21 protein-coding genes and 1 rRNA gene are annotated in these 25,234 nt (G+C 49.1%); 6 read left to right on the top strand and 16 right to left on the bottom strand.

Annotated elements, in window-relative coordinates:
* The 3 genes from OIN60_RS01890 to OIN60_RS01880 form a co-directional block, all read right to left on the bottom strand.
* Positions 1-124, bottom strand: a 16S ribosomal RNA gene (locus OIN60_RS01890); the annotation flags it as partial.
* A 353-nt stretch (positions 125-477) separates the two neighbouring features.
* Entirely contained in the window at positions 478-2,082 is a 1,605-nt protein-coding gene (locus OIN60_RS01885) for an amidohydrolase (RefSeq protein WP_305753165.1), read from the bottom strand.
* The gene (locus OIN60_RS01880) at positions 2,079-2,792 is read right to left on the bottom strand and encodes a 4'-phosphopantetheinyl transferase family protein (RefSeq protein ID WP_305753164.1); all 714 of its coding nucleotides are present in this window, start codon (positions 2,790-2,792) and stop codon (positions 2,079-2,081) included. Before OIN60_RS01880 ends, OIN60_RS01885 begins: the two co-directional genes overlap by 4 nt.
* 279 nt (positions 2,793-3,071) lie before the next feature.
* Between OIN60_RS01880 and yhbH the strand changes: the two genes are divergently transcribed.
* Complete coding sequence (gene yhbH / locus OIN60_RS01875; protein ID WP_305753163.1) at positions 3,072-4,232, top strand: sporulation protein YhbH; 1,161 nt, start codon at positions 3,072-3,074, stop codon at positions 4,230-4,232.
* A 145-nt stretch (positions 4,233-4,377) separates the two neighbouring features.
* On the top strand, positions 4,378-5,820 hold the full coding sequence (locus OIN60_RS01870; protein WP_305753162.1) for a SpoVR family protein: 1,443 nt from the start codon (positions 4,378-4,380) through the stop codon (positions 5,818-5,820).
* A gap of 288 nt (positions 5,821-6,108) precedes the next feature.
* Here the strand turns inward: OIN60_RS01870 and OIN60_RS01865 are convergent, their stop codons facing one another.
* Positions 6,109-6,834 (bottom strand): SDR family oxidoreductase, encoded by a 726-nt coding sequence (locus tag OIN60_RS01865; protein WP_305753161.1) that lies wholly within the window; start codon positions 6,832-6,834, stop codon positions 6,109-6,111.
* 123 nt (positions 6,835-6,957) lie between these two features.
* On the opposite strand from OIN60_RS01865, the gene OIN60_RS01860 reads away from it, so the two are divergent.
* Positions 6,958-7,584 (top strand): TetR/AcrR family transcriptional regulator, encoded by a 627-nt coding sequence (locus tag OIN60_RS01860; RefSeq protein ID WP_305753160.1) that lies wholly within the window; start codon positions 6,958-6,960, stop codon positions 7,582-7,584.
* A gap of 373 nt (positions 7,585-7,957) precedes the next feature.
* Here the strand turns inward: OIN60_RS01860 and OIN60_RS01855 are convergent, their stop codons facing one another.
* Entirely contained in the window at positions 7,958-9,853 is a 1,896-nt protein-coding gene (locus tag OIN60_RS01855) for a PrkA family serine protein kinase (protein ID WP_305753159.1), read from the bottom strand.
* Between the two features lie 236 nt (positions 9,854-10,089).
* On the opposite strand from OIN60_RS01855, the gene OIN60_RS01850 reads away from it, so the two are divergent.
* The gene (locus tag OIN60_RS01850; RefSeq protein WP_305753158.1) at positions 10,090-10,884 is read left to right on the top strand and encodes a DUF2161 domain-containing phosphodiesterase; all 795 of its coding nucleotides are present in this window, start codon (positions 10,090-10,092) and stop codon (positions 10,882-10,884) included.
* A gap of 14 nt (positions 10,885-10,898) precedes the next feature.
* Here OIN60_RS01850 and OIN60_RS01845 read toward each other — a convergent pair whose 3' ends face one another.
* Positions 10,899-12,110: an aminotransferase-like domain-containing protein gene (locus OIN60_RS01845; protein ID WP_305753157.1), complete on the bottom strand. Its 1,212-nt coding sequence runs from the start codon at positions 12,108-12,110 to the stop codon at positions 10,899-10,901.
* 115 nt (positions 12,111-12,225) lie between these two features.
* Positions 12,226-12,882 (bottom strand): response regulator, encoded by a 657-nt coding sequence (locus tag OIN60_RS01840; RefSeq protein WP_305753156.1) that lies wholly within the window; start codon positions 12,880-12,882, stop codon positions 12,226-12,228.
* Positions 12,883-13,236: 354 nt separating this feature from the next.
* Between OIN60_RS01840 and OIN60_RS01835 the strand changes: the two genes are divergently transcribed.
* Both OIN60_RS01835 and OIN60_RS01830 read left to right on the top strand, forming a co-directional pair.
* Entirely contained in the window at positions 13,237-13,647 is a 411-nt protein-coding gene (locus OIN60_RS01835) for a hypothetical protein (protein ID WP_305753155.1), read from the top strand.
* Positions 13,648-13,658: 11 nt separating this feature from the next.
* Positions 13,659-14,729 (top strand): phosphodiester glycosidase family protein, encoded by a 1,071-nt coding sequence (locus tag OIN60_RS01830; RefSeq protein ID WP_305753154.1) that lies wholly within the window; start codon positions 13,659-13,661, stop codon positions 14,727-14,729.
* Positions 14,730-14,823: 94 nt separating this feature from the next.
* Here OIN60_RS01830 and OIN60_RS01825 read toward each other — a convergent pair whose 3' ends face one another.
* The 9 genes from OIN60_RS01825 to OIN60_RS01785 form a co-directional block, all read right to left on the bottom strand.
* On the bottom strand, positions 14,824-15,078 hold the full coding sequence (locus OIN60_RS01825) for an AbrB/MazE/SpoVT family DNA-binding domain-containing protein (RefSeq protein WP_305753187.1): 255 nt from the start codon (positions 15,076-15,078) through the stop codon (positions 14,824-14,826).
* Positions 15,079-15,314: 236 nt separating this feature from the next.
* A complete protein-coding gene (trmL, locus tag OIN60_RS01820) occupies positions 15,315-15,779 on the bottom strand; it encodes a tRNA (uridine(34)/cytosine(34)/5-carboxymethylaminomethyluridine(34)-2'-O)-methyltransferase TrmL (protein WP_305753153.1) in 465 nt (154 codons plus the stop codon).
* A 108-nt stretch (positions 15,780-15,887) separates the two neighbouring features.
* Positions 15,888-16,976 carry a 3-phosphoserine/phosphohydroxythreonine transaminase gene (serC, locus tag OIN60_RS01815; RefSeq protein ID WP_305753152.1) on the bottom strand — a complete coding sequence of 363 codons (1,089 nt, stop codon included), beginning with the start codon at positions 16,974-16,976 and terminating at the stop codon, positions 15,888-15,890.
* Positions 16,977-17,224: 248 nt separating this feature from the next.
* Positions 17,225-18,649, bottom strand: a complete 1,425-nt coding sequence (gene glnA, locus OIN60_RS01810) for a type I glutamate--ammonia ligase (RefSeq protein ID WP_305753151.1) — start codon at positions 18,647-18,649, stop codon at positions 17,225-17,227.
* A 257-nt stretch (positions 18,650-18,906) separates the two neighbouring features.
* On the bottom strand, positions 18,907-19,971 hold the full coding sequence (aroF, locus tag OIN60_RS01805) for a 3-deoxy-7-phosphoheptulonate synthase (protein ID WP_305753150.1): 1,065 nt from the start codon (positions 19,969-19,971) through the stop codon (positions 18,907-18,909).
* Between the two features lie 190 nt (positions 19,972-20,161).
* Positions 20,162-21,118, bottom strand: a complete 957-nt coding sequence (locus OIN60_RS01800) for a 4-hydroxy-3-methylbut-2-enyl diphosphate reductase (protein WP_305753149.1) — start codon at positions 21,116-21,118, stop codon at positions 20,162-20,164.
* A 78-nt stretch (positions 21,119-21,196) separates the two neighbouring features.
* Positions 21,197-22,669 carry a sensor histidine kinase gene (locus OIN60_RS01795; protein WP_305753148.1) on the bottom strand — a complete coding sequence of 491 codons (1,473 nt, stop codon included), beginning with the start codon at positions 22,667-22,669 and terminating at the stop codon, positions 21,197-21,199.
* 1 nt (position 22,670) lies between these two features.
* Positions 22,671-23,360: a response regulator transcription factor gene (locus OIN60_RS01790; RefSeq protein WP_305753147.1), complete on the bottom strand. Its 690-nt coding sequence runs from the start codon at positions 23,358-23,360 to the stop codon at positions 22,671-22,673.
* A 126-nt stretch (positions 23,361-23,486) separates the two neighbouring features.
* Positions 23,487-25,067, bottom strand: a complete 1,581-nt coding sequence (locus tag OIN60_RS01785) for a S1C family serine protease (protein WP_305753186.1) — start codon at positions 25,065-25,067, stop codon at positions 23,487-23,489.
* Positions 25,068-25,234 lie beyond the last annotated feature (167 nt).

Here is a 25,234-nt window from a genome sequence, read left to right as displayed (position 1 = left end):
CGTGTTACTCACCCGTCCGCCGCTAACTTCTGAAGAAGCAAGCTTCTTCATCCGTCCGCTCGACTTGCATGTATTAGGCACGCCGCCAGCGTTCGTCCTGAGCCAGGATCAAACTCTCCATGAAAGACCATCCGAGGATGATCGATTGTAAGAGCGATAAGCTCATTTTGAATCTGACGAGATAAAATATCTCAATGATCCGTTCCGGTTTCCATACTGTCATAGACATGTACCCAAAACCTTCACGGGGCGATTTCACTTCGTGAAATCTACTCACTCGTTGTTCAGTTTTCAAAGATCAAACTTTTATTCCATCGCTTCAGCACTTCGCATCAGCAACTTTTATATCATAACACGCTCTTAGAAAATTAACAACCCTTTTTTCAAAAAAAGCTGCCGTCTTTTTCCTCAACCTAATTCATCTACGACAATAACGGAGGAGCCCCCAAAGAAAACTCCTCTTTATACGCTGCACTATTATTGATACGCTACCCTACCGTTTACGACTGTCATCAAAACTTTTTGCTTAGGCAGACTATCCGGAGCCACCTCAAAAATGTTCTGCTCTACAACTGTAAAATCAGCCGCATAACCTTCCGATATTAGGCCACGCTGATCCGTTTCACCCGCTGCGGCTGCACTTCCGCTCGTAAAGAGGCGCAGTGCCTCCCTTATATCAAGCTTTTCTTCAGGCAGGTAACCGTCATGAGTTTCTTCGAGCTTACGCCGGGTCACCGCCGCATGTATACCAAGGAACGGATCAAGCGGCTCAATCGGAGCATCGCTTCCCCCTGCGCAGGCAATACCTGCATCAAGAAGCTTCCTCCATGCATATAGGTAATCGGTCCGGTCTGGGCCCAATCTTTCCAGCACCCATGGAAAATCACTCGCCACGAAACGTGGCTGAATATCCGCAGCTACTCTGAGCCGGGACATCCTTGCAACAAGCTCCTCATCCAGCACCTGTGCATGAATGAAACGATCCGGCAAGCGAGCATGTGAATCCAACCTATTGGTCTCCATAGAAGTAAGAACCATATCTGCAGCCCCATCTCCAATGGAGTGCACAGCTATCGGAAAGCCGGCTCTTCGCGCACCTTGTGTGATATCATTAAGCTTCTCCTGACTTAATATTGCCATGCCTTTCGTTCCAGGAGCATCATGATACGGCTTGCGAAGCAAGGCTGTTCTTCCCCCAATTGCCCCATCAGCAAACAGCTTCACCGCTCCAATCGCCAGCCATTCATCAATGGAACCGGCCCGTAGCCCCATCTTTTGGGCCTCTTCAAGGAAGGGATAATAGATCAGTTGGTGTGTTCTGAAAGCTAGTCCTTCCTCACGCAGTTCCTTGTAAATACGAAGCATCGTCTCAACACTGCCCAGAAAGCGAAGATCCTCGGTATGGGCCGCCGTCAGGCCGAGCCGGAGCGCATCTTCGCAGGCCCGCTTAATACAAGCCTTTTTGACAGCATATTCAGGCTCAGGCTGAGCCTGGTTAAATGGCAGGGACGCTTCTTCATAAACCCAGCCGTTCAGCCTACCGTGTTCATCCCGCCCATAGGCTCCGGACACTGGATCAGTCGTATTTTCACCAATCCCGGCTCTCCGGAACGCTTCAGAATTGCCTAAAAAAGCATGAAAGCAGGTCCTTGTCAAGAAAACAGGATGTCTGTCAGTGACCGCATCCAGCTCATGAATGTCAGGCGCAATAGCCGGTTGGAACGCATTTTCATTCCAATTTAATCCCAGAATCCATTCTCCCGGAGGCGTTATCTGCGCCCGCTCACGAAGCATTTCCAGCATCTCTGCCTTGGATGTTGCCCTGGTAAAATCCAGCATCCCCAGCTTCATGCCGTGCATGGAAAGATGCATATGCGAATCTGTCAGCCCCGGCAGCACATAAGCACCTTCCCAATCGACAGTACGGTATCTGCGACCGCTAAGCTGCAGCTTCAGTTCGTCCGTTTGGCCAACAGCCAAGATTTTCCCATGCTCTGCGATGACTGCGTCGTTATCTATGCTAAAGCTGGTCAGCGAGGATCCCTGTGCCAGCCTGCCATTTGTAAATAAGGTCAAACTCATGCATGTCCACTCTCCGATCCATACAAACTCAAATCAATATTTCCACACGCAATAAAACGAACCGTGTCAGGAAACTCCTTATGCGCAGCGGCCACCGCCGCTTTGTAGCCTTCATCAATCATATATTTTTTAAAGTAACGAAACGGCGAAGACCAGCCCGCAGTATGTATGATACCTGAATCCACATATTCAGAAAACGTGACGTCCTTCAGCGGAAGCGAAATTCCGCGGCCATCAGCCTTGGCGAAGCTCTCCTTTAAAGTCCATAGCTCATAAAAATAGCTTAATCGCTCCGTTTCCGATCGCTGCCGCATCAGCGTGGCAAACTCCTGCTCCGAAAAGCACAGGCGGCCAACTTCCACATCAATGGGCCTTATTTCTTCAATATCAATGCCAACAGGCACGGTGTCAAGCGCACAGACAACCCATTTACCAGCGTGGGAAATGTTGAATTGCAGCCCGGAATGCCCTGTAATAGAAGGCTTGCCCTTCGGCGACTGTTCAAAGTGAAGCGCCTCATTCGGCAGACCCAGCCTGTTGCATGCCAGCCAGCGGGTCAGCACCTCTGCTCCGAGACTCCGCAGGGCGTCTTCTTTTCTGAGAAACCTATGAATGCGATCTCTCTTCTCAGCAGACACCCAGCTCAGCATCCGCTCAAAACGCGCAGACATCATCTCATCGGATATATCCATTGCAAAGACTTCCATCATAAGTCTCACCCTCCAATCCCTGTGTGCCAAAATGAATTCTATTCATCGCTATCTTAGCAAACATTTCTCCCCTAAAGTACGAAATCCTCTGAGGCATACGCCTATGTGCATGACATTCCTGTGTCAGGTGTGTATGAAATAGTGCAAGCTCTCATGTAATTTTAAGGTTCCACCGTTAATTTATATCTCACCCTATCACATAACAGACCGCTCCCTGAATATACTTAATAACCAAAGAATCTGATTGAATGCAGGGAAATCCACAAGGGGGTGCCTAACGTGTCAGAATTGCGCCAGCCATTGTTTGTTGTGTCCCGCGAAGATTGGTCGCTGCATCGTAAAGGGTACCAGGATCAACAGCGCCATCATCAGAAGGTTAAGGAAGTCATCAAACAGAACCTGCCCGATCTCATTACGGAAGAAAACATAATCATGTCCGACGGAAAGCAAATTATCAAGGTGCCGATACGAAGTCTGGATGAATACCGCATTATTTATAACTTCCAAAAGCAGAAGCATGTAGGACAGGGAGACGGAGACAGTCAGGTCGGCGATGTCATCGCACGTGACCCTGCTGCAAGGCAGCCGGGCAAAGGAGAGCAAGCCGGCGATCAGCCGGGTCATAATATTATGGAAGCCGAGGTCAGCCTAGAGGAGCTTGAAGATATCCTCTTTCAAGAAATGGAACTGCCGAATCTGAAGCAAAAGGATAAGGATGAGTTCGAAGTTAAATCCATCGTGTTCAACGACATCCGCAAGAAGGGTATGCAGTCCAACATCGACAAAAAGCGGACCATTTTGGAAAATTTGCGGCGTAATGCGCGAGAGGGTAGTCCAGGTATCCATCATATCAGCCCTGACGACCTCCGTTACAAAACCTGGGAGGATAAAGTCGTTCACCAATCCAGCGCCGTCATCATTGCCATGATGGATACGTCCGGGTCCATGGGTTCATTTGAGAAATACTGTGCGCGCAGCTTCTTTTTCTGGATGACCCGGTTTCTGCGACGCCAATATGAAAAAGTGGAGATTGTATTCCTCGCCCATCATACCGAGGCCAGAGAAGTTACCGAGGAAGAATTTTTCACCCGCGGCGAAAGCGGCGGCACGATCTGCTCCTCAGCCTATGTAAAAGCGCTGGAAATCATCGATAAACGCTACCCACCAGCAAGCTATAACATCTACCCTTTTCATTTCTCGGACGGAGATAATCTAACCTCGGATAACGAGCGCTGCGTCAAGCTTATCGGCGAGCTGATGAAGCGGAGCAATCTGTTCGGATACGGAGAGGTCAATCAATATAACCGCAGCAGCACTTTGATGTCCGCCTACCGCAATATTAAAGTAGAGCAGTTTATGTATTATGTCATCAAGGAAAAGGGCGAGGTGTATCAGGCTCTTAAATCCTTTTTCCGAAAAAGGGAAGACAATCCGGCCTAAAACCTTACGCGAGAAGGCAGTTGCCCACTCATTGGCAACTGCCTCTTTGATTCACCTGCTCATGGAAAACGTTCATCGTCCTCATAAATCGGTTGTCCCCACATACAATGGGATGAACCGTACTTCGACAAGCGGAGGGATTGCTATGATCCATGATGAAATGGAACTGCTGGAACGGTCCATTGCTGAAATCACCGAAATTGCAACAGGCTTCGGCCTTGATTTTTATCCAATGCGCTATGAAATTTGCCCGGCTGACATCATTTATACGTTCGGGGCCTATGGAATGCCGACCCGTTTCCACCACTGGAGCTTCGGAAAAAACTTTCAAAAAATGAAGATGCAGTATGACTTCGGATTGAGCAAAATATACGAGCTTGTGATCAATTCCAACCCCTGTTACGCTTTTCTGCTGGAGGGTAATTCCCTGGTCCAAAATAAGCTGATTGTGGCGCACGTGCTGGCTCACTGCGATTTTTTCAAAAATAACGCACGCTTCTCGGCGTCCAACCGCAATATGGTAGAAAGCATGTCGGCCACAGCCGAGCGGATCAGCAGCTATGAGCTTGAGTATGGCACCGAAGCTGTGGAAACGTTTATCGATGCCGTGCTGGCGATCCAGGAGCATGTCGATCCCCAACTGATCAAGCCGCGCCAACTGGATAAGCAACGCTACCTTGAGCTTAAAATGCAGGAGCAAAAACAAGCGCCCAAAGTGCATCGCCTCCCTGGTAAATATGATGATCTCTGGGCTTTGGACGACCTGAATGATGACCTTAACAAACCCAAAGAGGGGACAGCATTTCCTTTTCCGCCTGAGCCCGAGAAGGATATTGTCTGGTTCATTCAGGAATTCTCCGAGGTGCTTGAGGACTGGCAGCGGGATATCATGACCATGCTGCGGGATGAAATGCTGTACTTCTGGCCGCAAATGGAAACCAAAATTATGAATGAAGGCTGGGCATCCTACTGGCATCAACGCATTATCCGCGAAATGGACCTTACCAGCGAAGAAACGATTGAGTTTGCGATGCTGAATGCATCTGTGGTGCAGCCTTCCCGGCAAAGCCTCAACCCCTATTATCTCGGGCTGAAAATATTTGAGGACATTGAGCGCCGCTGGGATAATCCAACGAAGGAAGAACAAGAACGCGGAGGCCGGATTCCCAATCAAGGACGCGCCAAAATATTTGAAGTAAGGGAGTTTGACTCCGACACCTCATTTATCCGCAACTACATGACTAAACAGCTCGTGGAGGATCTCGATTTATATGTATTTGAAAAACGGGGACCAGATTGGAAAATTACCGATAAATCATGGGAGCATATCCGTGATGAACTCGTTTTCTCCCGCATCAACGGCGGAGCTCCTTACCTGGTCGTGCAGGATGCCGATTATAATCGCACCGGCGAGCTCGTTTTGAAGCATCATTACGAAGGCGTCGAGTTGGACCTTAAATATTTGGAGCGTACCCTCCCTTATATCCATTTCTTATGGGGAAGAACCGTCCATCTGGAAACCATTGTTGAAGACAAGAAAGCTATGTTCTCTTATGACGGCAACAAGCATCACCGGAAATTCTTGTAGCAGCCTGGGCGCTCATTTTGTATGTTCTGAGGCGCTCCGAGAACGAAGCATTCCTACAATCGCTGTTGACCCTTCGCGCCAAAGGCGAACGCTCCGCTTTTCCGGAATTGCTCCGTTCTCTCCGCTGCTGCGTGCGTACGCCTACGGAAAGCAACAAAACAGGTCGAGAACAAGGCAAGCTTCCCGTTGTTCTCGACCTGCTCCTTTAATCTAAGAAGTCGTTTCGGTATTTATGGTGCTCTATATGGTTAGCTAGGACTAGGTGTTTATTTTGTATTATTCACCTTTTTAGATACCGGACAGGATTGCACCACCTTCGACTTGAAGTACGGATCCGGTCGTGTATGTGTTTTTCGCCAAGTACACGTACGCCTCGGCGATCTCTTCGGGTTTGGCAACATGCTGTAGTAAAAGTGTCTGGGCTGCTTTCTGGAACATTACTACGCGACTTTCGGCGTCCATTCCACTGAAAACAGGTGTATCCACCACCCCTGGCGACACAGCGTTGACTCGTATCGGCGCCAAATCCATCGCCAAAGCACGGACAAGGCCCTCAAGGGCTGAGTTTAGTGCAACCACCGTCGAGGCGCCCTTTACCGGTCGTGCGGCAAAAGCACCGGAAGTCAGCGTGATCGACCCGGACTCCCTGATGAAAGGCAAGGCGGCCTTCACTGTTGCATATTGCCCCCAGAACTTGCTGTCAAACTCAGCCCTCGCAACATCGATTCCCAAAGTACCAAAAAGGCCATGGGAAGTCGCGTCACCGGCAGCAGTAACGACGAGGTGATCGAAGTCACCAATCGTTTCAAAGAACTGTTGCATCTGGCTTTCATTCTGGAAATCCAGGGCGTACCCTTGTGCTGTCCCGATCTCCTTCACTGCCGCATCTACTCTCTCTTGTGAGCGACTGGCAACGATGACCTGAGTACCTTGAGAAAGAAATAATTTAGCGGTCGCCAAACCAATGCCGGAAGTACCACCTACGATTACGGCTCGATGATTTTGCAATGACATGTTCATACCTCCAGTATAGAGTGATTTTTTTCATAAAACGGAACGTTTACTCCGTTTATTATACGGAACACAAACTCCGTTTGTCAATTTAGTGTATAATGGGTTTGTGAGGAGGTCATTCATATGCCAAAAAAAGAGCCTTCGCAAGCTCGAGAAGATAAGGGTTCAAATCCAATCGGTGCAGTTACAACGGGAAAATCATTACGAGCGGACGCCAGACGAAACAGAGAGCGTATACTCGACGTTGCAACAAAAGTCTTCGCCACTGAGGGATTGGAGATTCCAATAGATGAAATTGCCAATCGTGCAGGGATGGGGATTGGAACGGTATACCGTCACTTTCCGACGAAAGAAGAGTTAATTGAAGCTGTGGTGTTCAGTTTTAAGCAACGTCTCATTGAAAAAGCAAGGGAGATGCTCGAGCAAGACGATCCCGGTCAGGCTTTTTTTAACTTTCTGTCGCTAATTGTCAGAGAGGGTACGGGAAACAAAGCGCTTATCGCCGCTCTGGCCCGCTCTAGTGCAGACATTCAGCGTCCGCTCTCTGGCATCTCCCTGGATTTTCAAAATGCACTAGGGGAACTACTGAATTGCGCGCAGCAAGCGGGTTCAGCTCGCAGTGACATTCAAGTAACCGATGTAACAGCTATTCTATTCGGTGTTATGCGTACTCTTGAATACAATGATGATTCCGGATTATCGGAGCGCATCCTGTCGGTTGTATGCGACGGGTTACGTGGCCGTTCCTGAACTGACTTCAGTAAGGGTTCTCCCATCCGATATGCTGTATCTACCATGTTGAGCTTAACTTAAAAAAAGCGAGCATCGATGGTTAAATTCCCCACCAATCCTCGCTCTTTCTTCCCTGCATGGCATCAGGGCATTAAGAGCAATTGGCCGAGAACAAGAGGAAGCTTACACCGTTCTCGACTTTTTTACCTATGCAGAAATCGCAAAAGATTAGCGGTTTCCTTTTGTTGTTTTCCGTAGGGGGTTGCACGGAGCAGCGGAGAGAACGAAGCAATTCCGGAAAAGCGCAGCGTTCGCCTTTGGCCCGGAGGGTCAACAGCGATTGCAGGAATGCTTCGTTCTCGGAGCGTCTCCCCCCCACCCCCCGTTCATTTTAGCGGTTAAGCAGACTCCCCACATAACGCAGCAGATCATTGGCGCTGACTGCCGTATAACCATGCTCTTCCACAAGTCTGTTAATTACTTCATTCATACGTTTTAACTGGGTTGCATCAGGTGTTTTGGTCGACGTTGTGATCTTCACAATATCCTTCAGATCGGAGAACAGCTTTTTCTCAATTGCCTCGCGCAGCCTGTCGTGATTATTGTATTCGAATTTTTTATCCTTCCGTGAATAGGCCGAGATCCGGATCAAAATTTCCTCACGGAACGCTTTTTTGGCGTTTTCGGATACACCGATCTGTTCCTCAATGGAACGCATTAAACGCTCGTCCGGGTCCATCTCCTCATCCGTGAGCGGATCACGGATTTTTGTCCAATTGCAGAAGGCCTCAATATTGTCCAGATAATTTTCAAATAAGGTTCTGGCCGATTCTTCGAAGGAGTAAACGAATGCCTTCTGCACTTCCTTCTTGGCCAATTCATCGTATTCCTTGCGCGCGATCGCGATAAAATTGAGGTAGCGCTCCCTCTCATCCTTCGTAATAGACGCATGCTGATCAAGACCGTCCTTGATGGCCCGCAAAATATCAAGTGCATTGAGGCATTCCAGATCCTGCTTGATTAGGGCACTGGAAATTCGGTTGATGACGTAGCGCGGATCAACACCGGACATGCCCTCCTCCAGAAATTCGTTCTGCATTTCCTTCAGATCAGCGTCCTTATAGCCCTCAACCTCTTGGCCGTCATACATGCGCATTTTTTTGACCAGATCCATGCCCTGCTTTTTGCTCTCCTTAAGACGTGTCAATATAGAGAAGATAGCTGCTGCTCTGAGGGCATGCGGTGCGATGTGGACATGCTTCATATCACTTTGCTGGATCAGTTTGTGGTAGATTTTCTCTTCCTCGGAGACCTTCAGATTGTACGGAACCGGCATAACAATCATCCGGGACTGCAGCGCTTCATTCTTTTTGTTCGCGATGAAAGATTTGTACTCTGATTCATTGGTATGGGCGATGATCAGCTCATCGGCGCTGATGAGCGCGAACCGTCCTGCCTTGAAATTGCCCTCCTGGGTCAAGGACAGCAGGTTCCACAGAAATTTCTCATCACATTTAAGCATTTCCTGGAATTCCATCAGACCACGGTTGGCCTTGTTCAATTCTCCGTCGAAACGGTAGGCACGCGGATCGGATTCCGAGCCGTATTCCGTAATCGTGGAAAAGTCGATACTGCCGGTAAGGTCCGCTATGTCCTGGGATTTCGGATCCGAGGGGCTGAACGTGCCAATGCCGACACGATTATCCTCGGAAATGAGTACTCTTCTGACCTTGACCTGCTCGATATCACCGTCATACTCGGTGCGCAACCTCATTTGACAGGATGGGCATAAATTCCCCTCAATGCGTACTCCCAATTCTTCCTCCACTTCCGGACGCAGCTCATGAGGAATCAAATGCAGCGGCTCCTCATGCATAGGGCATCCATCTATGGCATAGACAGCCCCTTTATCTGTACGGGAAAATTGCTCCAGCCCACGTTTCAGCAGCGTAACGAGTGTTGATTTGCCGCCGCTGACCGGCCCCATGAGCAGCAGGATCCGCTTGCGGACATCAAGCCGTCTTGCCGCGGAATGAAAATATTCTTCCACCAGCTTTTCAACGGCTCTGTCGAGACCGAAGAGCTCCTGCTCAAAAAACTTGTATCGCTTGTAAGGTCCGGAATTGTCCACCCCGAAGGATTTTATCATTTCATATACCCTGGCATGGGCGGTCATTGCGGGGGTGGGGTCTTTGCTGAGAATTTCAAGATAATCTCGAAAAGTACCGGTCCAGGCGAGCCGTTCGCTCTCCGCCTGATATTGCGCAACTCGCTCAAAAATCTTCATGTCGTACCTCCCATGGCTTCCTTAATCATGTTCCCGACACCGGACTGTAAAAGTTCGACCTCTTTATAAGGCAAAAGTGTATTACATACGTATGCGCCCGGACAGGAATGTTGACCTTTTTTTTGCTTCGACACACTCGATTTATGGTCCGGTTGCCAGGCAGAGTCAGGAGGAGCACAGGCTCCTTATGCTATAATGAACCAGCAGTAGACAGTATCAAAGGAGCGGACAGAGGCATGGCTGTAACAAAGGAAACGGAATTGTATGCACCGGTTAAGGCATTTTTCGAAGCCAGGGGATACGAGATTAAGGGCGAGGTCAGAAACTGCGATCTGGTAGGAGTGAAGCAAGGGCAGAAGGAGCCGCTCATCGTCGAGATGAAAAAAACGTTTAATCTGGCTCTGCTGCTGCAGGGGATTCAGCGATTGAAGCTGAGCAGCGAAGTATATGTGGCTGTGGAACGAAACCGCAGCAAGAAGGGAGCCGTGAACCAGCGCTGGAACGAGCTTACCGATTTGTGCCGCAGGCTCGGAATTGGCCTGATCACGGTGACACACTACAAAACCAAACCACCGTTAGTAGAGGTGCTTTGTGTCCCCGTCGCAGCGGCTGTAAGACCAGCTCACAGAATTGGCTCCCGTCAGGAAAGGTTACTGCGGGAGTTCAACGCGCGCAGCGGAGACTACAATGTGGGCGGAAGCAGTCGGCAGAAGCTGGTTACGGCTTATCGTGAAAAGGCGCTGCGTGTAGCCGCCTCGCTGGCTGCACTGGGTGAAGCATCCCCCATGCAGCTTGCCCGGGCTTCCGCCGTGAGCAGCGCTGCGTCGATACTGCAGCAGAATCATTACGGCTGGTTCCGGCGTATCGTTCGGGGCAAATATGCATTGACCCCTTACGGGGAAGCAGCGCTTACCCAATATGCTGCTGTCCTCAAGGATCATGCGGCAGCCGCAGACTGGCAGACGGCCGACCGGATCGCGGAACTGGCTGCGGAGGTATCCGGGGAAGTTGCGGATCCCACTGAGAAATAAATAGCGTAATTCCGCTACCTGCGTGCAGTAAACTCTGCAATCGTCTCCCCGATCAGATTCATGCCAAGGAGGAGCTCATCCCGTCCTGGATGACTGAAATTCAGGCGAATATGCGATGCCCCCTCTTTACCTGCCGTGCATAACCCGCCCGGCATAAATGCCACTCCTTTCGGGAGTGCCGCTTTCAGCAGCATCGCACTGTCCAGCCCATCGGGAAGCCGTACCCACACATACATACCTCCCTCAGGCACACGCCAGGTTACCTCTTTCCAGAGCGGCCGCTTGAGCAGCTCCAGCATCAGCTTCAGCCTTGTCGAGTACTCCTTGTTCAACTGGGCAAGGTGATCATGCCAATTAAAGCGGGGACCCGTGAGCAGACGGTGCAGCAGCCTCTGATTCATCGTGCTGGACTGCATGTCGGCAAGCTGCTTCAGCACCGTCATCCCCTCAATGACAGGAATCGCTCCAGCCGCCCAGCCGGTTCTCAGCGCCGGAGCTATCGTTTTGCTGAACGAGCCGATATAGAGCACCTGCCCTCCCTGCCCCCCATCATCTAACGCAAATAAAGAGGGGTGCATTTCCCCTCTCTTAAGATTCAAGTCCAAGTCTCCGTAGGAATCGTCCTCGACGAACAGCACGTTATGACGTCTACACAGGTCAAGCACATCTTTCCGACGGCCCAGATCCCAGACGCCTCCCGTAGGATTAGAGAATGTGGGCGCTGCGAACAGCAACTTCGGACAATGCAGCTTCATCTGCTGCTCAAGCTCATGAACCAATAATCCGTTTCCGTCGGATACAACCGGAATGACCTTGGCTCCCTGCATGGACAACACCTGAAGGCAACCGGGCGATGTCGGATTTTGTACCAGCACCGAATCCCCTACATCCACTATAAGGCGCACTACCAGATCGATAGCCTGCTGAGTTCCGGTAGTCAGCAGCACCTGTGAAGGATCGACAAGTGTGTTCTTTCTGCCTCCCCACTCGGCTGTAAGCCATTCCCGCAAAGGCTTGAAGCCTTCAGGCTCACCATACTGGAGCACGTCAGGCCCCGACGCCAGCACGTCCCGGGCGGCCTCCTCTAGCAGCTTGACAGGAAATAGCTCCTGCGCAGGAAGTTCTTCAGCAAGAGAGATGAACGAGTTCAATCGCGCATTCTCCCTGATCTGGCGCAGGGGAGACGATAAAAGTGATACTGTCCGTGATGCAAAGGAATAACGCATACAGAGCCTCCTCGCCTTCATCCGTCGTTTCCTCCATCCGGACCACGTGTCCGCGAACGAAGCCGGAAGGAACTGCTACAGCATATTCGGTTCATTCCACGAGTATGCCCAGGTCTTAAGCGTACATCTGCTTGCTCTGTCGTGCATATAAAGCATAGTGCTCAATCGCCTGCGCGCGGCTGGACACACCGAGCTTCGCGTAAATTTTGCGCAGATAGTTATCAATTGAACGGCGGCTCACTTCAATTTCAAGCGCGATTTTGTCGTATGTAATGCCTTGAACAATTCGCTCCATAATAAATATTTCGGTCTCCGTAAGCTCGTCAAAGGGCTCATGTGCCATCAGCGGCATATTAGGCCAGCTTCCGCTACGTACCCACTCGAGTGGCACGGAAACAACATCTTCTCTTAAGCCATTGATTAAATGGATCAACTGATTCGTTGAGGCTTGTTTCGACAACACTCCACTGGCTCCCAAGAAAGTAACCTGCTGAAACAGAGCTACACTGTCTTCATCCGTCATCACTACAATATGACTGTCCGAGGAAATGCTCTTCATTTCTGTCAAGAATGGTTCGACCGTGCCCTCCGGCAATTTATAATCAATCAATATCAGATCCGGCTGAATTGAGCGAACCAGATCAAGCGCTTCTGTTCCGGTGGAGGACATGCCTCTTACGAGCAGGTCCTGCTGATCCTCTAGAATCAGCTTGGTCCCCAGCATACTCGTCGGATGAATATCAACCAGCACTACCTGCCATACCTTCTTCATTTCCGAACCTCCCGATGTTTTCACAAAAAACGACATCCTTCCCCTGTAAATCTGCCTGCATTGCGTTCGCTAACTTTTGCAGTGCGCTAGCTTTTTTTAGGTGAAGTTTTAAATAAAAATTGTTAAATTTTCATAAATAAACCATTTTTAACACACAATGCAGGCTATTCTAGTAGTTTTTGCGTAATTTATTACGGTCCCAGAACCTTTTCAAGGAAATAATATCCTAGTACTTCCCCCGCTTGCAATTATTTTTTCATATCTTAAAGTGGAAACTATTACACTTTTGCGTAAATTATAGAGCCCATGGTAGAATGAATTTGGAAAAACGAACAAACTGCGGGAGTGATTCAATTGCAACCAACCACCGAAAAGGCTGTCGAACCGTCTCAACGGCGCGACACCCAGACAAAGGGTCCTTCCGTCAAAGCTTTTCTCATACTTTGGTTACTGTTCATTGCCTTAGGCATTACAGCAACCTACCTGTATAGCAACCATCTGAAGCAGCAAGTGGTACTCCAGGTTCAAAGCCATACCGACAGCCAATTGGCGTCGTTGAAGGACGATTATGAACAAAAGCTTGACGGGATGTCCAAAGAAATGGCCGAATTGCAAAGCAAGGTGGACTCATTTAACGAGCTTCTTACCTTCACCAAGGATAACGCCAGCAGTAAAACGGATAACAGCAACAAACTCTACACCCAGCTCAGCGAGGTCCAAGAACAGCTCGATAAGCTGGAGAAGCAGATGGACTTATTAAAATGAGAGCTACTGAAATGAAAGTTATTGAAGTCAAACAGATGAACCGTTTTTTCATGATGGCTCTCGCTCCCTTCATCGGGCTGCTGCTGTGTCTGCTGCTGTTTAACCGTCCTGTACCCGTTACTTCTCCGGCTGCAGATTATGCATCGAACGGCAGCTTGACTGCCGAGAGCAAATCCGTGCTGCAGAAGCTAAATGAAGCTGAGATGTTAGCTGAAAGCACCCTATCCACGATCCATAAAACTGCCGAGCTGTACAAACAGACAACCCATGTAATGAGTGGTATTGTGAAGACCGCTGCCGCTCAATCTGCTAGACCCGGCACCCTATATAATCACCGGATCACGGTCAGACTGGGAACGCCATACCAAACGATTGACAGTGATAGGATCACCATCGAGCTGTATAAGGTAAACCCCGGTGCATACCGGGGGTATGCCATGAAGGTGAAGCTCAAAGATCCTTCAGCCATGCAAATGTCTCTTGGCAGCGGACAGCCCGGTTCTTCGGAAACGACATTGCGGGCCGTGCAGCGGACTGGAGCCGTAGCCGGCATCAATGCTGGCGGTTTCGCCGACAGTGGGGGCAAGCGTTATCCGTTAAGCACAACCGTTCTTGGCGGTAAATACACAAACGGCTTTCAACCCAGCTACAAGGATCTGACCTTTGTCGGTTTGAACGAGAATGGAAAGCTGATTGGCGGCAAATTTTTCAGCAAAAGCATGCTGGACAACCTCAAGCCTATCTTTGGGGCCACCTTTGTCCCCATTCTTCTCCAAAATGGACAGAAGGTTACCATTCCGAGCAAATGGAGGGATTCCCCCAAAAGGGCACCGCGTACTGTCATCGGCAATTACAAGGACGACCAGTTGCTAGTTATCGTCGTTGACGGCTATAACGAAAGCGGAAGCTCCGGTGCCACACTGCAGGAACTGCAAAATAAAATGTATGCTCTAGGCATTCAGGATGCCTACAATCTGGATGGCGGCGGCTCCTCTTCACTCATCGTCAACAGCCGAGTCGTCAATAAACCGTCAGACGGAAGTCTTCGGCCTGTCCCCACCCATTTTTTGTTTTATAAATAACCGTTTATTTTAGAGTATTTCAATTTCAAGTCTTAAGAATTTTATACAAAGAGCATCACGAATGAACCACATCGTGATGCTCTTTGTCACGGTGTCAGCCGTGCTCCGGCAGTTGAGTCATTTCAGACATGCATTGACCGCAGATATAACGTTCTTTAAACTCGGTCACATCTTCCATGGAACCGCAAAATACGCACTTCGGACGGTAACGTTCCAGAATGATATGGTCGCCCTGCACTAAAATTTCGACAGGATCCCCTTCATTCATTTGATATCTCTTTCTCAACGATTTGGGGAGAACAATTCTGCCCAGTTGATCCACTTTCCGAACAACACCAGCAGGTTTCATATGTTTCATACACCTCTCTGTCCTAAATATAACTATGTATATGGTTCTACACAATATGATACATTCGCCATTTTTGTGTCGAATCCTGCTGTACATAGCAGATTTTGTTATATTCTTTCATAAAGTCGCTAAAGCTGCAATATGCAAGAATTTTTACGCTATACTTATGTTATCGTCCGACAGCGCATGTATCATTAGACCTAAACGAAAATTATAGTTTTAGAGCATCCCTCCCCTTATTCCAAACCTGGGAAATCCAACTGTCTCAACGCTTCATAGACGATGATGGCCGCCGAATTCGACAGATTTAGAGACCGTACTTCATCCGTCATAGGCATACGCATACATGTACTTCTATTGGCATTGATCAGGTCTTCAGGTAGGCCTCTGGTCTCTTTGCCAAATACAAAAAAATCATGCTCTTGAAAAGAAAATTCCGTATATTTTTTGTCAGCTTTTGTTGTCGCAAAGAAGAAACGGCTATCAGAATACTTCTGCTGAACTTCCGCAAATGAATCATGATAATGGATATTCACCGCATGCCAGTAATCCAGCCCAGCGCGCTTTAAGGTTGCGTCATCTGTTCTGAAGCCCAGCGGTCTGACCAAGTGTAAATGTGTGCCGGTTGCGGCACAGGTTCTCGCAATATTTCCTGTATTAGCCGGAATCTCCGGCTCCACCAGTACGATATGCAGTGGCATAATTAGACCCCCATGTGCTTGTCACTTTCCATTTCTTCAAAAAACCTTCCCTGCCAGTAAGAAGGGAAGGTTTCTAGTATATTTCTTTATCATGAGAATGAAAGCTTATTAACCATGCTGTTTCTGGAATACATCCATAAAATCAGCCAGCGCTTTACAGCTCTCATAAGGAACAGCATTATAGGTGGAAGCTCTCAGCCCTCCCACGCTGCGATGTCCCTTCAGCCCAATAAAGCCTTCCTTCTCGGATTCCTTCACGAATAGCTTCTCCAGCTCTTCAGAAGCCAGTCTGAAGGTGATGTTCATCAAAGAACGGTCTCTAGGCTCGGCACAGCCTCTGTAGAAGCCGCCGCTTTGGTCTATGCCATCATACAGGAGCGCTGCCTTCTCACGGTTCATTTGCTCCATAGCGGTTAATCCGCCTTCCTCTTCAATCCAGCGCAGCACTTCATTTACCATGTAAACAGAAAAGGACGGTGGTGTATTGTACAGAGAGTTGTTCTTTAAAAATGTGCTGTAACGGAACATGGTGGGGATATTCTCCACCTGCTCAGCGAGCTTATCTTCCTTGGCAATGACTACAGTAACGCCAGATGGCCCTAGATTCTTCTGAGCACCGGCGTATATCATACCGAACTTATTGACATCTGTTACGCGACAAAAAATATCACTCGACATATCGGCAATGAGCGGCACCTGTCCCGTTTCCGGATATTTCTGAAATTGTACCCCCTCAATCGTTTCGTTTGAAGTAATATGAAGGTATGCTGTACGGTCAGGCAGCTCAAGGTGATCCAGATCAGGGATTCGCATGTATTGATCTTCCTTGGAGGAGGCAGCGATACTGGTTTCACCGAACAGTTTAGCTTCTTTTAAAGCTTTATCAGCCCAGCTTCCTGTCATCACATAACTGCCCACCGTTCCCTGTTTCAGAAAGTTCATGGGAATCATAGCGAATTGTGTACTGGCCCCCCCTTGCAGGAAAAGCACCTTATACCCTTTCGGATTGCCCAGCAGGCGAAGCAAACGCTCTTGCGCTTCATTGTGTACCGATTCATACACGGCCCCTCTGTGCGACATTTCCATAATGGACATCCCAGTTCCACGAAAATCGACAAACTCGGCCTGAGCCCGTTCCAGCACCTTCAAGGGCAGCGCAGCAGGACCTGCATTAAAATTATAGGCTCTCTTGTTCAAACTTTCCCCGTCCTTTCGTCTGCAAATGGCAATTAACCATTACATATCTTGTGAAGTTTTGATTTATGGAACTGTTTGATACGGTAAAGTAGCACAAATATTACCGCTTATAATAGCAGTAATCAATAGGCTGTTCAAGAGTAAGAAGTCACTTTTGTGTGAAACTGTTCACTTTATATTTTGAGGCCTTGACGCCTCAATTAAAAAGGCCCCCCGGATAAACGGGGGACCGAAGGATAAATACAATTTTAGCAATCGAAGTAAAGGCTGAACTCGTGTGGATGAACGCGAATCGCAACATCTTTAGCTTCATTACGTTTGAATTGGATGTAGTTGTCGATGAAGTCTTTCGTGAAGACTCCGCCCTCTGTAAGGAACTCGTAATCGGCCTCCAGAGCGTCCAGAGCCTCGTCTAGTGTTCCAGGAACGCTGCGGATTTTAGCCTTCTCAGCATCGGACAGCTCATAGATGTTCGTATCCAGAGGACCATAGCCCAGCTCGATTGGGTTCAACTTGCGCTTGATTCCGTCCAGACCAGCCATCAGCATAGCAGCAAAGGCCAGATAAGGGTTCGCTGTGGAGTCCGGTGTACGGAACTCGATACGGCATCCTTTAGGTGTTACTGCAGCAACCGGAATACGTACCGCAGCAGAACGGTTGCCTTTGGAGAACACAAGGTTAACCGGTGCTTCATAACCAGGCACCAGGCGTTTGAAAGAGTTGGTGCTTGGGTTGGTCAGAGCGATCAACGCCGGAGCGTGGTACAGGATACCACCGATATAGTTCAATGCCATTTCACTCAGGTTAGCGTATGCACCTTTTTCATAGAACAGAGGAGTATCGCCGTTGAAGATGGATTGGTGAACGTGCATACCACTACCGTTATCTCCAAACAATGGTTTTGGCATAAATGTCGCCACTTTGCCGTATTGACGAGCCGTGTTGTGAACGATGTATTTGTAAACCAGCAGGTTGTCCGCTGTCTTTCTCAGTGTGTCGAAACGGAAGTTGATCTCCGCTTGGCCTGCAGTTGCCACCTCATGGTGATGACGCTCAATGCTCAGACCAGCTTCTTCGAGCAGACGGCACATTTCGCTGCGGATATCCTGCTGCGTATCCACCGGTGCAACCGGAACATAACCGCCTTTTACGCCTACCTTGAAGCCGAGGTTTCCGCCTTCTTCCTTGCGGTTGGTGTTCCATGCCGCTTCTTCGGAATCCACAACATAGGAAGAGGTATTCATGCCACTCTCATAACGTACGTCATCGAAAACGAAGAACTCGGATTCTGGTGCGAAGAATGCAGCTGTACCTACACCGCTTTGCTGAAGATATTCTTCAGCTTTAACCGCGATACCGCGAGGGTCACGATCGTATTTCTCGCCGTCAGGCGTTACAATATTACACATAACGTTCAGTGTCGGGTGTTGTGTGAATGGATCTACATAGCAAGCTTCCGGATCTGGCATCATAACCATGTCGGATTCTTCGATACCGCGGTAGCCGGGAATGGAAGATCCGTCGAAAGCTACACCATTAACAAAGGTTTCTTCATCTACTGCGGAAGCCGGTAACGAAATATGATGTGCGCGACCGGAGAGGTCAACAAAACGGAAGTCCACCCACTCAATATTGTTTTCCTGGATCGTTTTCAAAACATTTTCAACGGACATGTTTTCTTCCTCCCAATTTTCCCGAACATTAAACGGATTTTACGCAACCAATGTTCATGAACGAATTATATTTTCTGTCGTCATTATAAAGCCCAAATGTGACATGGGTCAAGTGCTATGTCAGGTATTTTTTAAGCTTATGTCAGCTATGCTCACGCTTTCGACACGGTTTATAGAAGTAGAAAAAGCCCAAAACACGCGGTATCTGCGCGCATTCGGGCTTTTCCCCCTTTTTTCGCTTTCTAGCAGTATTGCTTTTATGCATTAATGCTCGAAGGAAACCGTTGCAATGGCTTTTTGGCTGTTGTGAACGATTTGCCCACGAGTGGCGCAAGCTTCTCCAAATCCTGGAGAAGAGCCGCAAACTGGTCCGGAAATAAAGATTGAACCCCGTCGCCTGTCATGGAATTGTCCGGATCGGTATGCATTTCAATAATTAAACCATCTGCCCCTGCCGCAACAGAAGCCTTGGTCATCGGTTCCACCAATTCTCTACGTCCTGTTCCATGGCTCGGATCGGAAATAACCGGCAGATGGCTGAGTTGCTGCAATACCGGAATCGCTGATAAATCGAGGGTGTTGCGTGTATACGTCTCAAAGGTCCGTATCCCTCGTTCGCACAGCATGACATTCGTATTGCCTCCGGCAAGGATATATTCCGCAGCATTCAGAAATTCATCGTAGGTGGCGCTAAATCCACGTTTCAGCAGCACTGGCTTGCCGCAAGTTCCCAGCTTGCGCAGCAAATCAAAATTCTGCATATTGCGTGTTCCAACCTGCAGGATGTCGGCATATTCCGCACAGATATCCACGTATTCCGGCGTCATAACCTCCGTTATGGTCAGCAGGCCGTGCTTTTGGCCGGCTTCAGCCATCATGATTAATCCTTCGACTCCTGTCCCCTGGAAGCTGTATGGGCCTGTACGAGGCTTAAATGCGCCTCCGCGCAGCACTTGCCCGCCTGCCGCCTTCACGAGTCCCGCAATCTCATCAATCTGCTCGGCAGATTCGACAGCGCACGGCCCCCCCATAACCACCAGCTCTCCACCGCCGATATTAACGCCTTTGATGGAAATTACAGTATTGTCAGGGTGAAAATCACGGCTTGCAAGCTTGTATGATTTCGAAATTTTAACGACATTTTCGACTCCCTTCATCTGTCTTAAATGCTCGGCCAGCTTCGGAGCCACACTGCCGATCAGGCCAACTACGGTCCGGTCTGCTCCATGGGAGACATGAGCCTGCAGCCCTTCCTTTTCAATAACTGCTACGATATCCTGAATTTGCTCCTGAGGTGTATTCTTGCCTGCTATAACGATCATATGATCCCGTCCCTTCCATGCTGATTGATCTATATATTTTTACACTTAAACGCTTGTTCGCTTTTAAGCTTTTATTCATTAAAGTAATTGTATAAAATTAAGCCTCTCTCGTCAATCTCTTTCTGAATCCTGCAATAAAAAAACGGAGTAACAGTTCCTACTGCTCTCCGCTTCTTGTACCACAGCTATGTTAGGTTGCGCTCTTGCTCTTCTCCCTTACAGGCGGTAAAATTTTGCGCATATTAACCGTGCGCTTGATTTCCCACGTCTCTGGATTTTCAGGATCATACTGTTCCAAATATTGAATGACTTCCTTCGTGATCAAGGTAGGGGTTGAGGCCCCCGATGTAACGCCAACTTTGGCCACCCCTTCCAGCCATTCACGCTTAAGCTCCGTTATGTCCGCGATGCGGTAGGCCTTCACCCCGGCAATTTCCTCAGACACCTGCGCAAGCCGGTTAGAGTTGTTGCTGCGCGGATCACCAACGACAATAACCAGATCCGTCCGCCCTGCCTGCTCCGCAACCGCCTCCTGGCGCACCTGGGTCGCGAGGCAAATTTCATTATGAACCTCGGCACCCGGAAATGTCTCCAGCAGCTTTTTCATAATATGCTTGATATCCCATTGGCTCATGGTCGTCTGATTCGTAATAATAATACGTCCGGACTCCACCTTCAGACTGGCAATTTCCTCTTCACGCTCAATTAAATGCACACGCTCGGGAGCAATGCCAATGGCGCCTTCGGGCTCGGGATGCCCTTTCTTGCCGATATAAATAATCTCGTAGCCTTCGGCCACCTTGTCCCGGATCAGGTCATGGGTCTTCGTCACATCGGGACAGGTGGCATCCACCATAGTAAGCCCCTTCTCCCTTGCCAGCTTCCTGACCTCGGGAGAGACACCATGCGCGGTGAAAATAACCGTTCCACGGTCTACCTTCTTCAAAATTTCCATCCGGTTCGGTCCGTCCAGTGTAATAATGCCTTCCTCTTCAAAAGAGTTGGTGACATGGCTGTTATGCACAATCATGCCCAGTATATAAATAGGACGCGGAAGATCCAGGTTTTTGGCCGCCTGCCGGGCCATTACCATAGCATCCACTACTCCATAACAGTAGCCGCGCGGTGATATCTTCAATACTTCCATATAGCACCTGCTTTCTGTAAGCCGGAATGTCTGCGCTATTCGCAGTATTTGTTCAATATAGCCAAAGCTCATTATACCTTATTCAAGCGGAGCGGAAAAGCTTACCGGGAGCCAGACTAAAAAGGTGGTTCCTTCACCGCGACGGGTAACAACCTCGACCGAGCCGTGGTGCTCATCAATGATCCATTTGGCGATAGACAGCCCCAGTCCAATGCCTTCCGTCACCCCGCGGGACTCGTCTGCCCGGTAAAAGCGTTCGAATATATGAGGCACTTCATCTTTATCCATGCCAATGCCCGTGTCACTGATCCGCAGCCCGACCTGCCCCTGATACAGAATCGCGTCAAAGCGTACACTGCCTTCCGGGGTGTATTTAAAGGCATTATCGATAAAAATAAACAGCATCTGCTGTAAATAATCCTTGTTCCCCTCCAGGTAAATTCCGTTCAGGAATGAAAAATCCCCCACGATCCATTCCGCGCTTCGCTCCAAAAACTGCGCCCGCCGCGCTACTTCCGTGACAAGCGGCTGCAGGGCGGTGGATACCTTTTCAAAGGTCTGCCCCGTATCCGCTCTGGCCAGGGACAGCATGTCCGCAACCAGCCTGCTCATCCGCTTTCCTTCGTCGGCCATATCCTCAATGGCCTCTAAAGAAAGCTTACGAATCATCTTGTCATCCATATCCGGCCGTTCTGCCGGGTGTGCAGTCCACAGCTTGTGCAGAAAGTCCACATTGCCACGCAGTGTGGTCAGCGGTGTGCGCAGCTCATGAGACGCATCCGCCACGAAGCGGCGCTGCGCGGCATAAGCATCCTCAAGCTCCTTGTAGAACACCTCTGTCCGTCCAAGCATCTTGTTCACCGTAGCGATCAACTGCCCAATCTCGTCAGCTGGACCATCGTATTCAATCCTTACACTTAAATCATCGCCGGACTGAATCTGATTAGCGCCTTCAATGACGTTTACCAGTGGTTTCATGGATTTACGAGCCAGAAATAGACCGGAAGTCGCCGCCGCAATCAGAGCCACCAGTGAACCGTATACGAGCACATTCTGCAGTCTTTGCAGCAACTTATCCTGGGAATTGGTCAATTGCGCAACCTGCAGCAGCCCGACCACCTGATTGTTATCCTCAAGGATCAAGGGCTGGTGAAAGATCAGGAATGAATTTCCGCTTTCGCTTACTTTTTTGAACCCCTTGCTTGCATACGCGCCTTCTCGCGTAGACGGTACAGGCAGTTGAACGCCTTGAAGATTGGCGGACGTCTTCAGCACGCCCGAGGTATAGTTGTAAATCTGAACATAGACCTGTGTATCGTCCAGCTTTCTGCCCAGGTTAAAGTCCAGATTGGGCTCGGTGCCTGCGAAAAAATCCCCGTTAATCGTAACCTTCAGCTGTTGCCTGATTCGCAGCGCTTCCTGTTGCACCGAGTTTTTTACCTCATTGTAAGTTGAATAATAAACTAACCCGTAAATGGCAACACCGAATATAACAAGCACGATGGCCAAAATACTTGAATACCAGGCGGTCAACCGCCAGCGTATGGACATACTATGAGTCACCTCTCAAGATGTAACCGGCCCCCCGGATGGTCTGAATCAAGCGTTTCCCCCCGTGCTCCTCTGTTTTCTGCCGCAGCATCGCAATGTAAACCTCCAGCACATTGGATTCGCCACTGTAGTCATAACCCCAAATTTTATCCATAATGAGATCTCTAGAGAGCACTCTTTTAGGGTTTTGCATAAACAGATTCAGAAGCTCAAATTCCTTGGCTGTCAATTCCAGGCGCTGCCCGCCGCGGACAACCTCCCGCGAATCATTGTCCAGCTTGAGATCCTCGAATACCAGCTTCTGTCCGCCGCCTTCCTGGTGTTCGGATTTCCGCCGCAATAACGCTCGTACCCGGGCCAGCAGCTCTTCAAGCGCAAATGGCTTGACCAGATAATCATCAGCCCCGGTATCCAGACCCTTGACACGATTCTCCACTTCGTCCTTGGCCGTCAGCATCAGAACAGGTACAGTGCTGCCCGCAGCTCTTAACCTGCGGCATACCTCGAACCCGTCAACCTGAGGCATCATGACATCCAGCACAACGAGGTCAGGCTCATCGGCCAGCATCTGATTCAGCCCTTCCGCACCGTTAGCGGCAGTCGTTACTTCATATCCTTCAAACGCAAGGCCTCTGCGTAGCATAGAAACAATTTTTTCATCATCATCAATAATGAGTACTTTGGAACGCATGCCGGATCGAACTCCTTTATCATCTATTCATCCTTATTGTAACAGGAGCATTTCGTATAAATCCAACAGCTCTCTGCAAGAAAAAAAGGAGCGAAAGGAATATCCTTCCGCTCCGCCGTTTCCGTATTATTGATTGCTATTTTGATCCGTCTGTGTTGTAAAATCGTTTTTGTTGCCTATTTTTACAGTTAGATCCATTTTTTGTCCATTACGCTCAATGTTCAAGGTGATGGTGTCGCCCACCTTCTGTGACTGGATAAATTCGATCAAATCCTGTGCTGTCGCATAATTCTTACCATTGGCACCGATGATAATGTCGTAAGGGCGAAGATCTGCGTCATATGCAGGGGACTTATACACGATCTCGCCAACTACAGAACCTTCCGCAAGCGAGGTACCCATCTGATTTGCCACTTCCGATGTCAGGTCAATCAGACTCGCACCAATGAACGGCACAGGCTCTTGTGGAATCTCCTGATTATTTTTCAGTTGCTCCAAGACACCCTTGATCGTCTTAGACGGGATGGCAAAGCCGATCCCTTGAGCATCTGCGCTCACCGCCACATTCATGCCGATAACCTGTCCTTGGAGGTTAAGCAGCGGGCCGCCGGAGTTACCGGGATTGATGGAGGCGTCTGTCTGAATCAGGTTTTTATACTCGCTAGGCTGTCCTGTACTCTCGTCATTAATGGTAATCGTGCGATCCTTCGCACTCAGTACACCGGCGGTAACCGTGTGTTCAAAGCCTTCAGGGTTGCCGATGGCGACCATCCATTCACCTACCTGGGCCTGATCGGAATCCCCTAGTGAAACGGTCGGAAAATTATTGTCCCCCTCAATTTTGAGGACAGCAAGGTCAAGATCCGCGCTTTTGCCAAGCACCTTGGCTTCATAAGGCTTGTTGTTGCCTTCAACCGTAACCTGAACGACGTCCGCACCCTCAATGACATGGTTGTTAGTCAGAATGTAGCCTGATTTATCAAAAACGAAGCCTGAACCAATGCCCAAAGGTTGTAGTTGTCCGCTCTGGCTGCCACTATTGTTCTGGCTGCTGCCTCCAAAGGAATCTCCGAAGAAGTATTGATACAGCGGATCATCGAACTGGCTGTTGCGGCGGCTGCCGCTCGTTTGACGAGCCAATGTTTCGATTTTGACGACTGCCGGGCTTGCCGTTTTCACCACGGACTGGACATCAGCCGTACCAGCAGGCATAACTGCGGGTATGGCGTTAGAGCCGCTATTGCTGCTTGATGCACTTGGTGAATCGTTTTGTACAGCCGCTGTTGCGGATTCAGCCGCATTACCGGTAAATAAATTCATCCGGTCAGCCGTATACATAAGCACTGTGATGACCAGCATGCCTGCCAGAAATGACAGAAACGCTGTTTTCAAAGTGGATTTGGGCTTCTTCTGCTTGAACTGCCAATTCCCTTCCTGACGGTTTCTGTTACTATTCTGATAATCACGGGAAGCATTGCTGTGCAACGTTGGCACTGGTTTAACCGGAGCAGGCTCCGTTACCTCGACCTCGGTACGATGATGCATGCCGTTCTGCGCACGCTTATCTTCGGCGTTAATGGATGAAAACGGTCCGTAGGAATAATAATAGGAAGAATCATTGCTTTCCGGCTGACGTGCAGTCTCAGTATTCCGTTCGGCTTCATCCCCTTCACGACGTCCGGTATTGTTTTTATTAAACTCATCCATCATGTATCTCCTCCTAAACTTTCACTTGGCAAATCATTCGTTATCAACTGTCTTTATTTTGTACCTTAAACCTTAATGTCACATTAAAAACAACATAAAAGCAGATAAAACCTCGTACAACACGGGATACGGGCATTCGGTTGAATCATTTATGTATGCCTTTCAGC

Source organism: Paenibacillus zeirhizosphaerae (assembly GCF_030705605.1).
Classification (GTDB): Bacteria; Bacillota; Bacilli; order Paenibacillales; family Paenibacillaceae; genus Paenibacillus; species Paenibacillus zeirhizosphaerae.
This window is presented reverse-complemented; position numbering and strand designations above follow the sequence as displayed.

Coding starts and splice junctions, on each gene's coding strand:
- OIN60_RS01855 (WP_305753159.1), bottom strand. CDS start 9,853: ATGAAGATTTTTGAGCGAGTTGCGCAATATCAGGCGGAGAGCGAACGG.
- OIN60_RS01845 (WP_305753157.1), bottom strand. CDS start 12,110: ATGCGTTATTCCTTTGCATCACGGACAGTATCACTTTTATCGTCTCCC.
- OIN60_RS01795 (WP_305753148.1), bottom strand. CDS start 22,669: ATGTCCATACGCTGGCGGTTGACCGCCTGGTATTCAAGTATTTTGGCC.
- OIN60_RS01885 (WP_305753165.1), bottom strand. CDS start 2,082: ATGAGTTTGACCTTATTTACAAATGGCAGGCTGGCACAGGGATCCTCG.
- OIN60_RS01825 (WP_305753187.1), bottom strand. CDS start 15,078: ATGAAACCTGCTGGTGTTGTTCGGAAAGTGGATCAACTGGGCAGAATT.
- OIN60_RS01880 (WP_305753164.1), bottom strand. CDS start 2,792: ATGATGGAAGTCTTTGCAATGGATATATCCGATGAGATGATGTCTGCG.
- OIN60_RS01850 (WP_305753158.1), top strand. CDS start 10,090: ATGGCTGTAACAAAGGAAACGGAATTGTATGCACCGGTTAAGGCATTT.
- OIN60_RS01865 (WP_305753161.1), bottom strand. CDS start 6,834: ATGTCATTGCAAAATCATCGAGCCGTAATCGTAGGTGGTACTTCCGGC.
- OIN60_RS01790 (WP_305753147.1), bottom strand. CDS start 23,360: ATGCGTTCCAAAGTACTCATTATTGATGATGATGAAAAAATTGTTTCT.
- OIN60_RS01860 (WP_305753160.1), top strand. CDS start 6,958: ATGCCAAAAAAAGAGCCTTCGCAAGCTCGAGAAGATAAGGGTTCAAAT.
- trmL (WP_305753153.1), bottom strand. CDS start 15,779: ATGCCACTGCATATCGTACTGGTGGAGCCGGAGATTCCGGCTAATACA.
- OIN60_RS01830 (WP_305753154.1), top strand. CDS start 13,659: ATGAAAGTTATTGAAGTCAAACAGATGAACCGTTTTTTCATGATGGCT.
- OIN60_RS01785 (WP_305753186.1), bottom strand. CDS start 25,067: ATGGATGAGTTTAATAAAAACAATACCGGACGTCGTGAAGGGGATGAA.
- aroF (WP_305753150.1), bottom strand. CDS start 19,971: ATGATCGTTATAGCAGGCAAGAATACACCTCAGGAGCAAATTCAGGAT.
- glnA (WP_305753151.1), bottom strand. CDS start 18,649: ATGTCCGTTGAAAATGTTTTGAAAACGATCCAGGAAAACAATATTGAG.
- OIN60_RS01840 (WP_305753156.1), bottom strand. CDS start 12,882: ATGAAGAAGGTATGGCAGGTAGTGCTGGTTGATATTCATCCGACGAGT.
- OIN60_RS01870 (WP_305753162.1), top strand. CDS start 4,378: ATGATCCATGATGAAATGGAACTGCTGGAACGGTCCATTGCTGAAATC.
- OIN60_RS01800 (WP_305753149.1), bottom strand. CDS start 21,118: ATGGAAGTATTGAAGATATCACCGCGCGGCTACTGTTATGGAGTAGTG.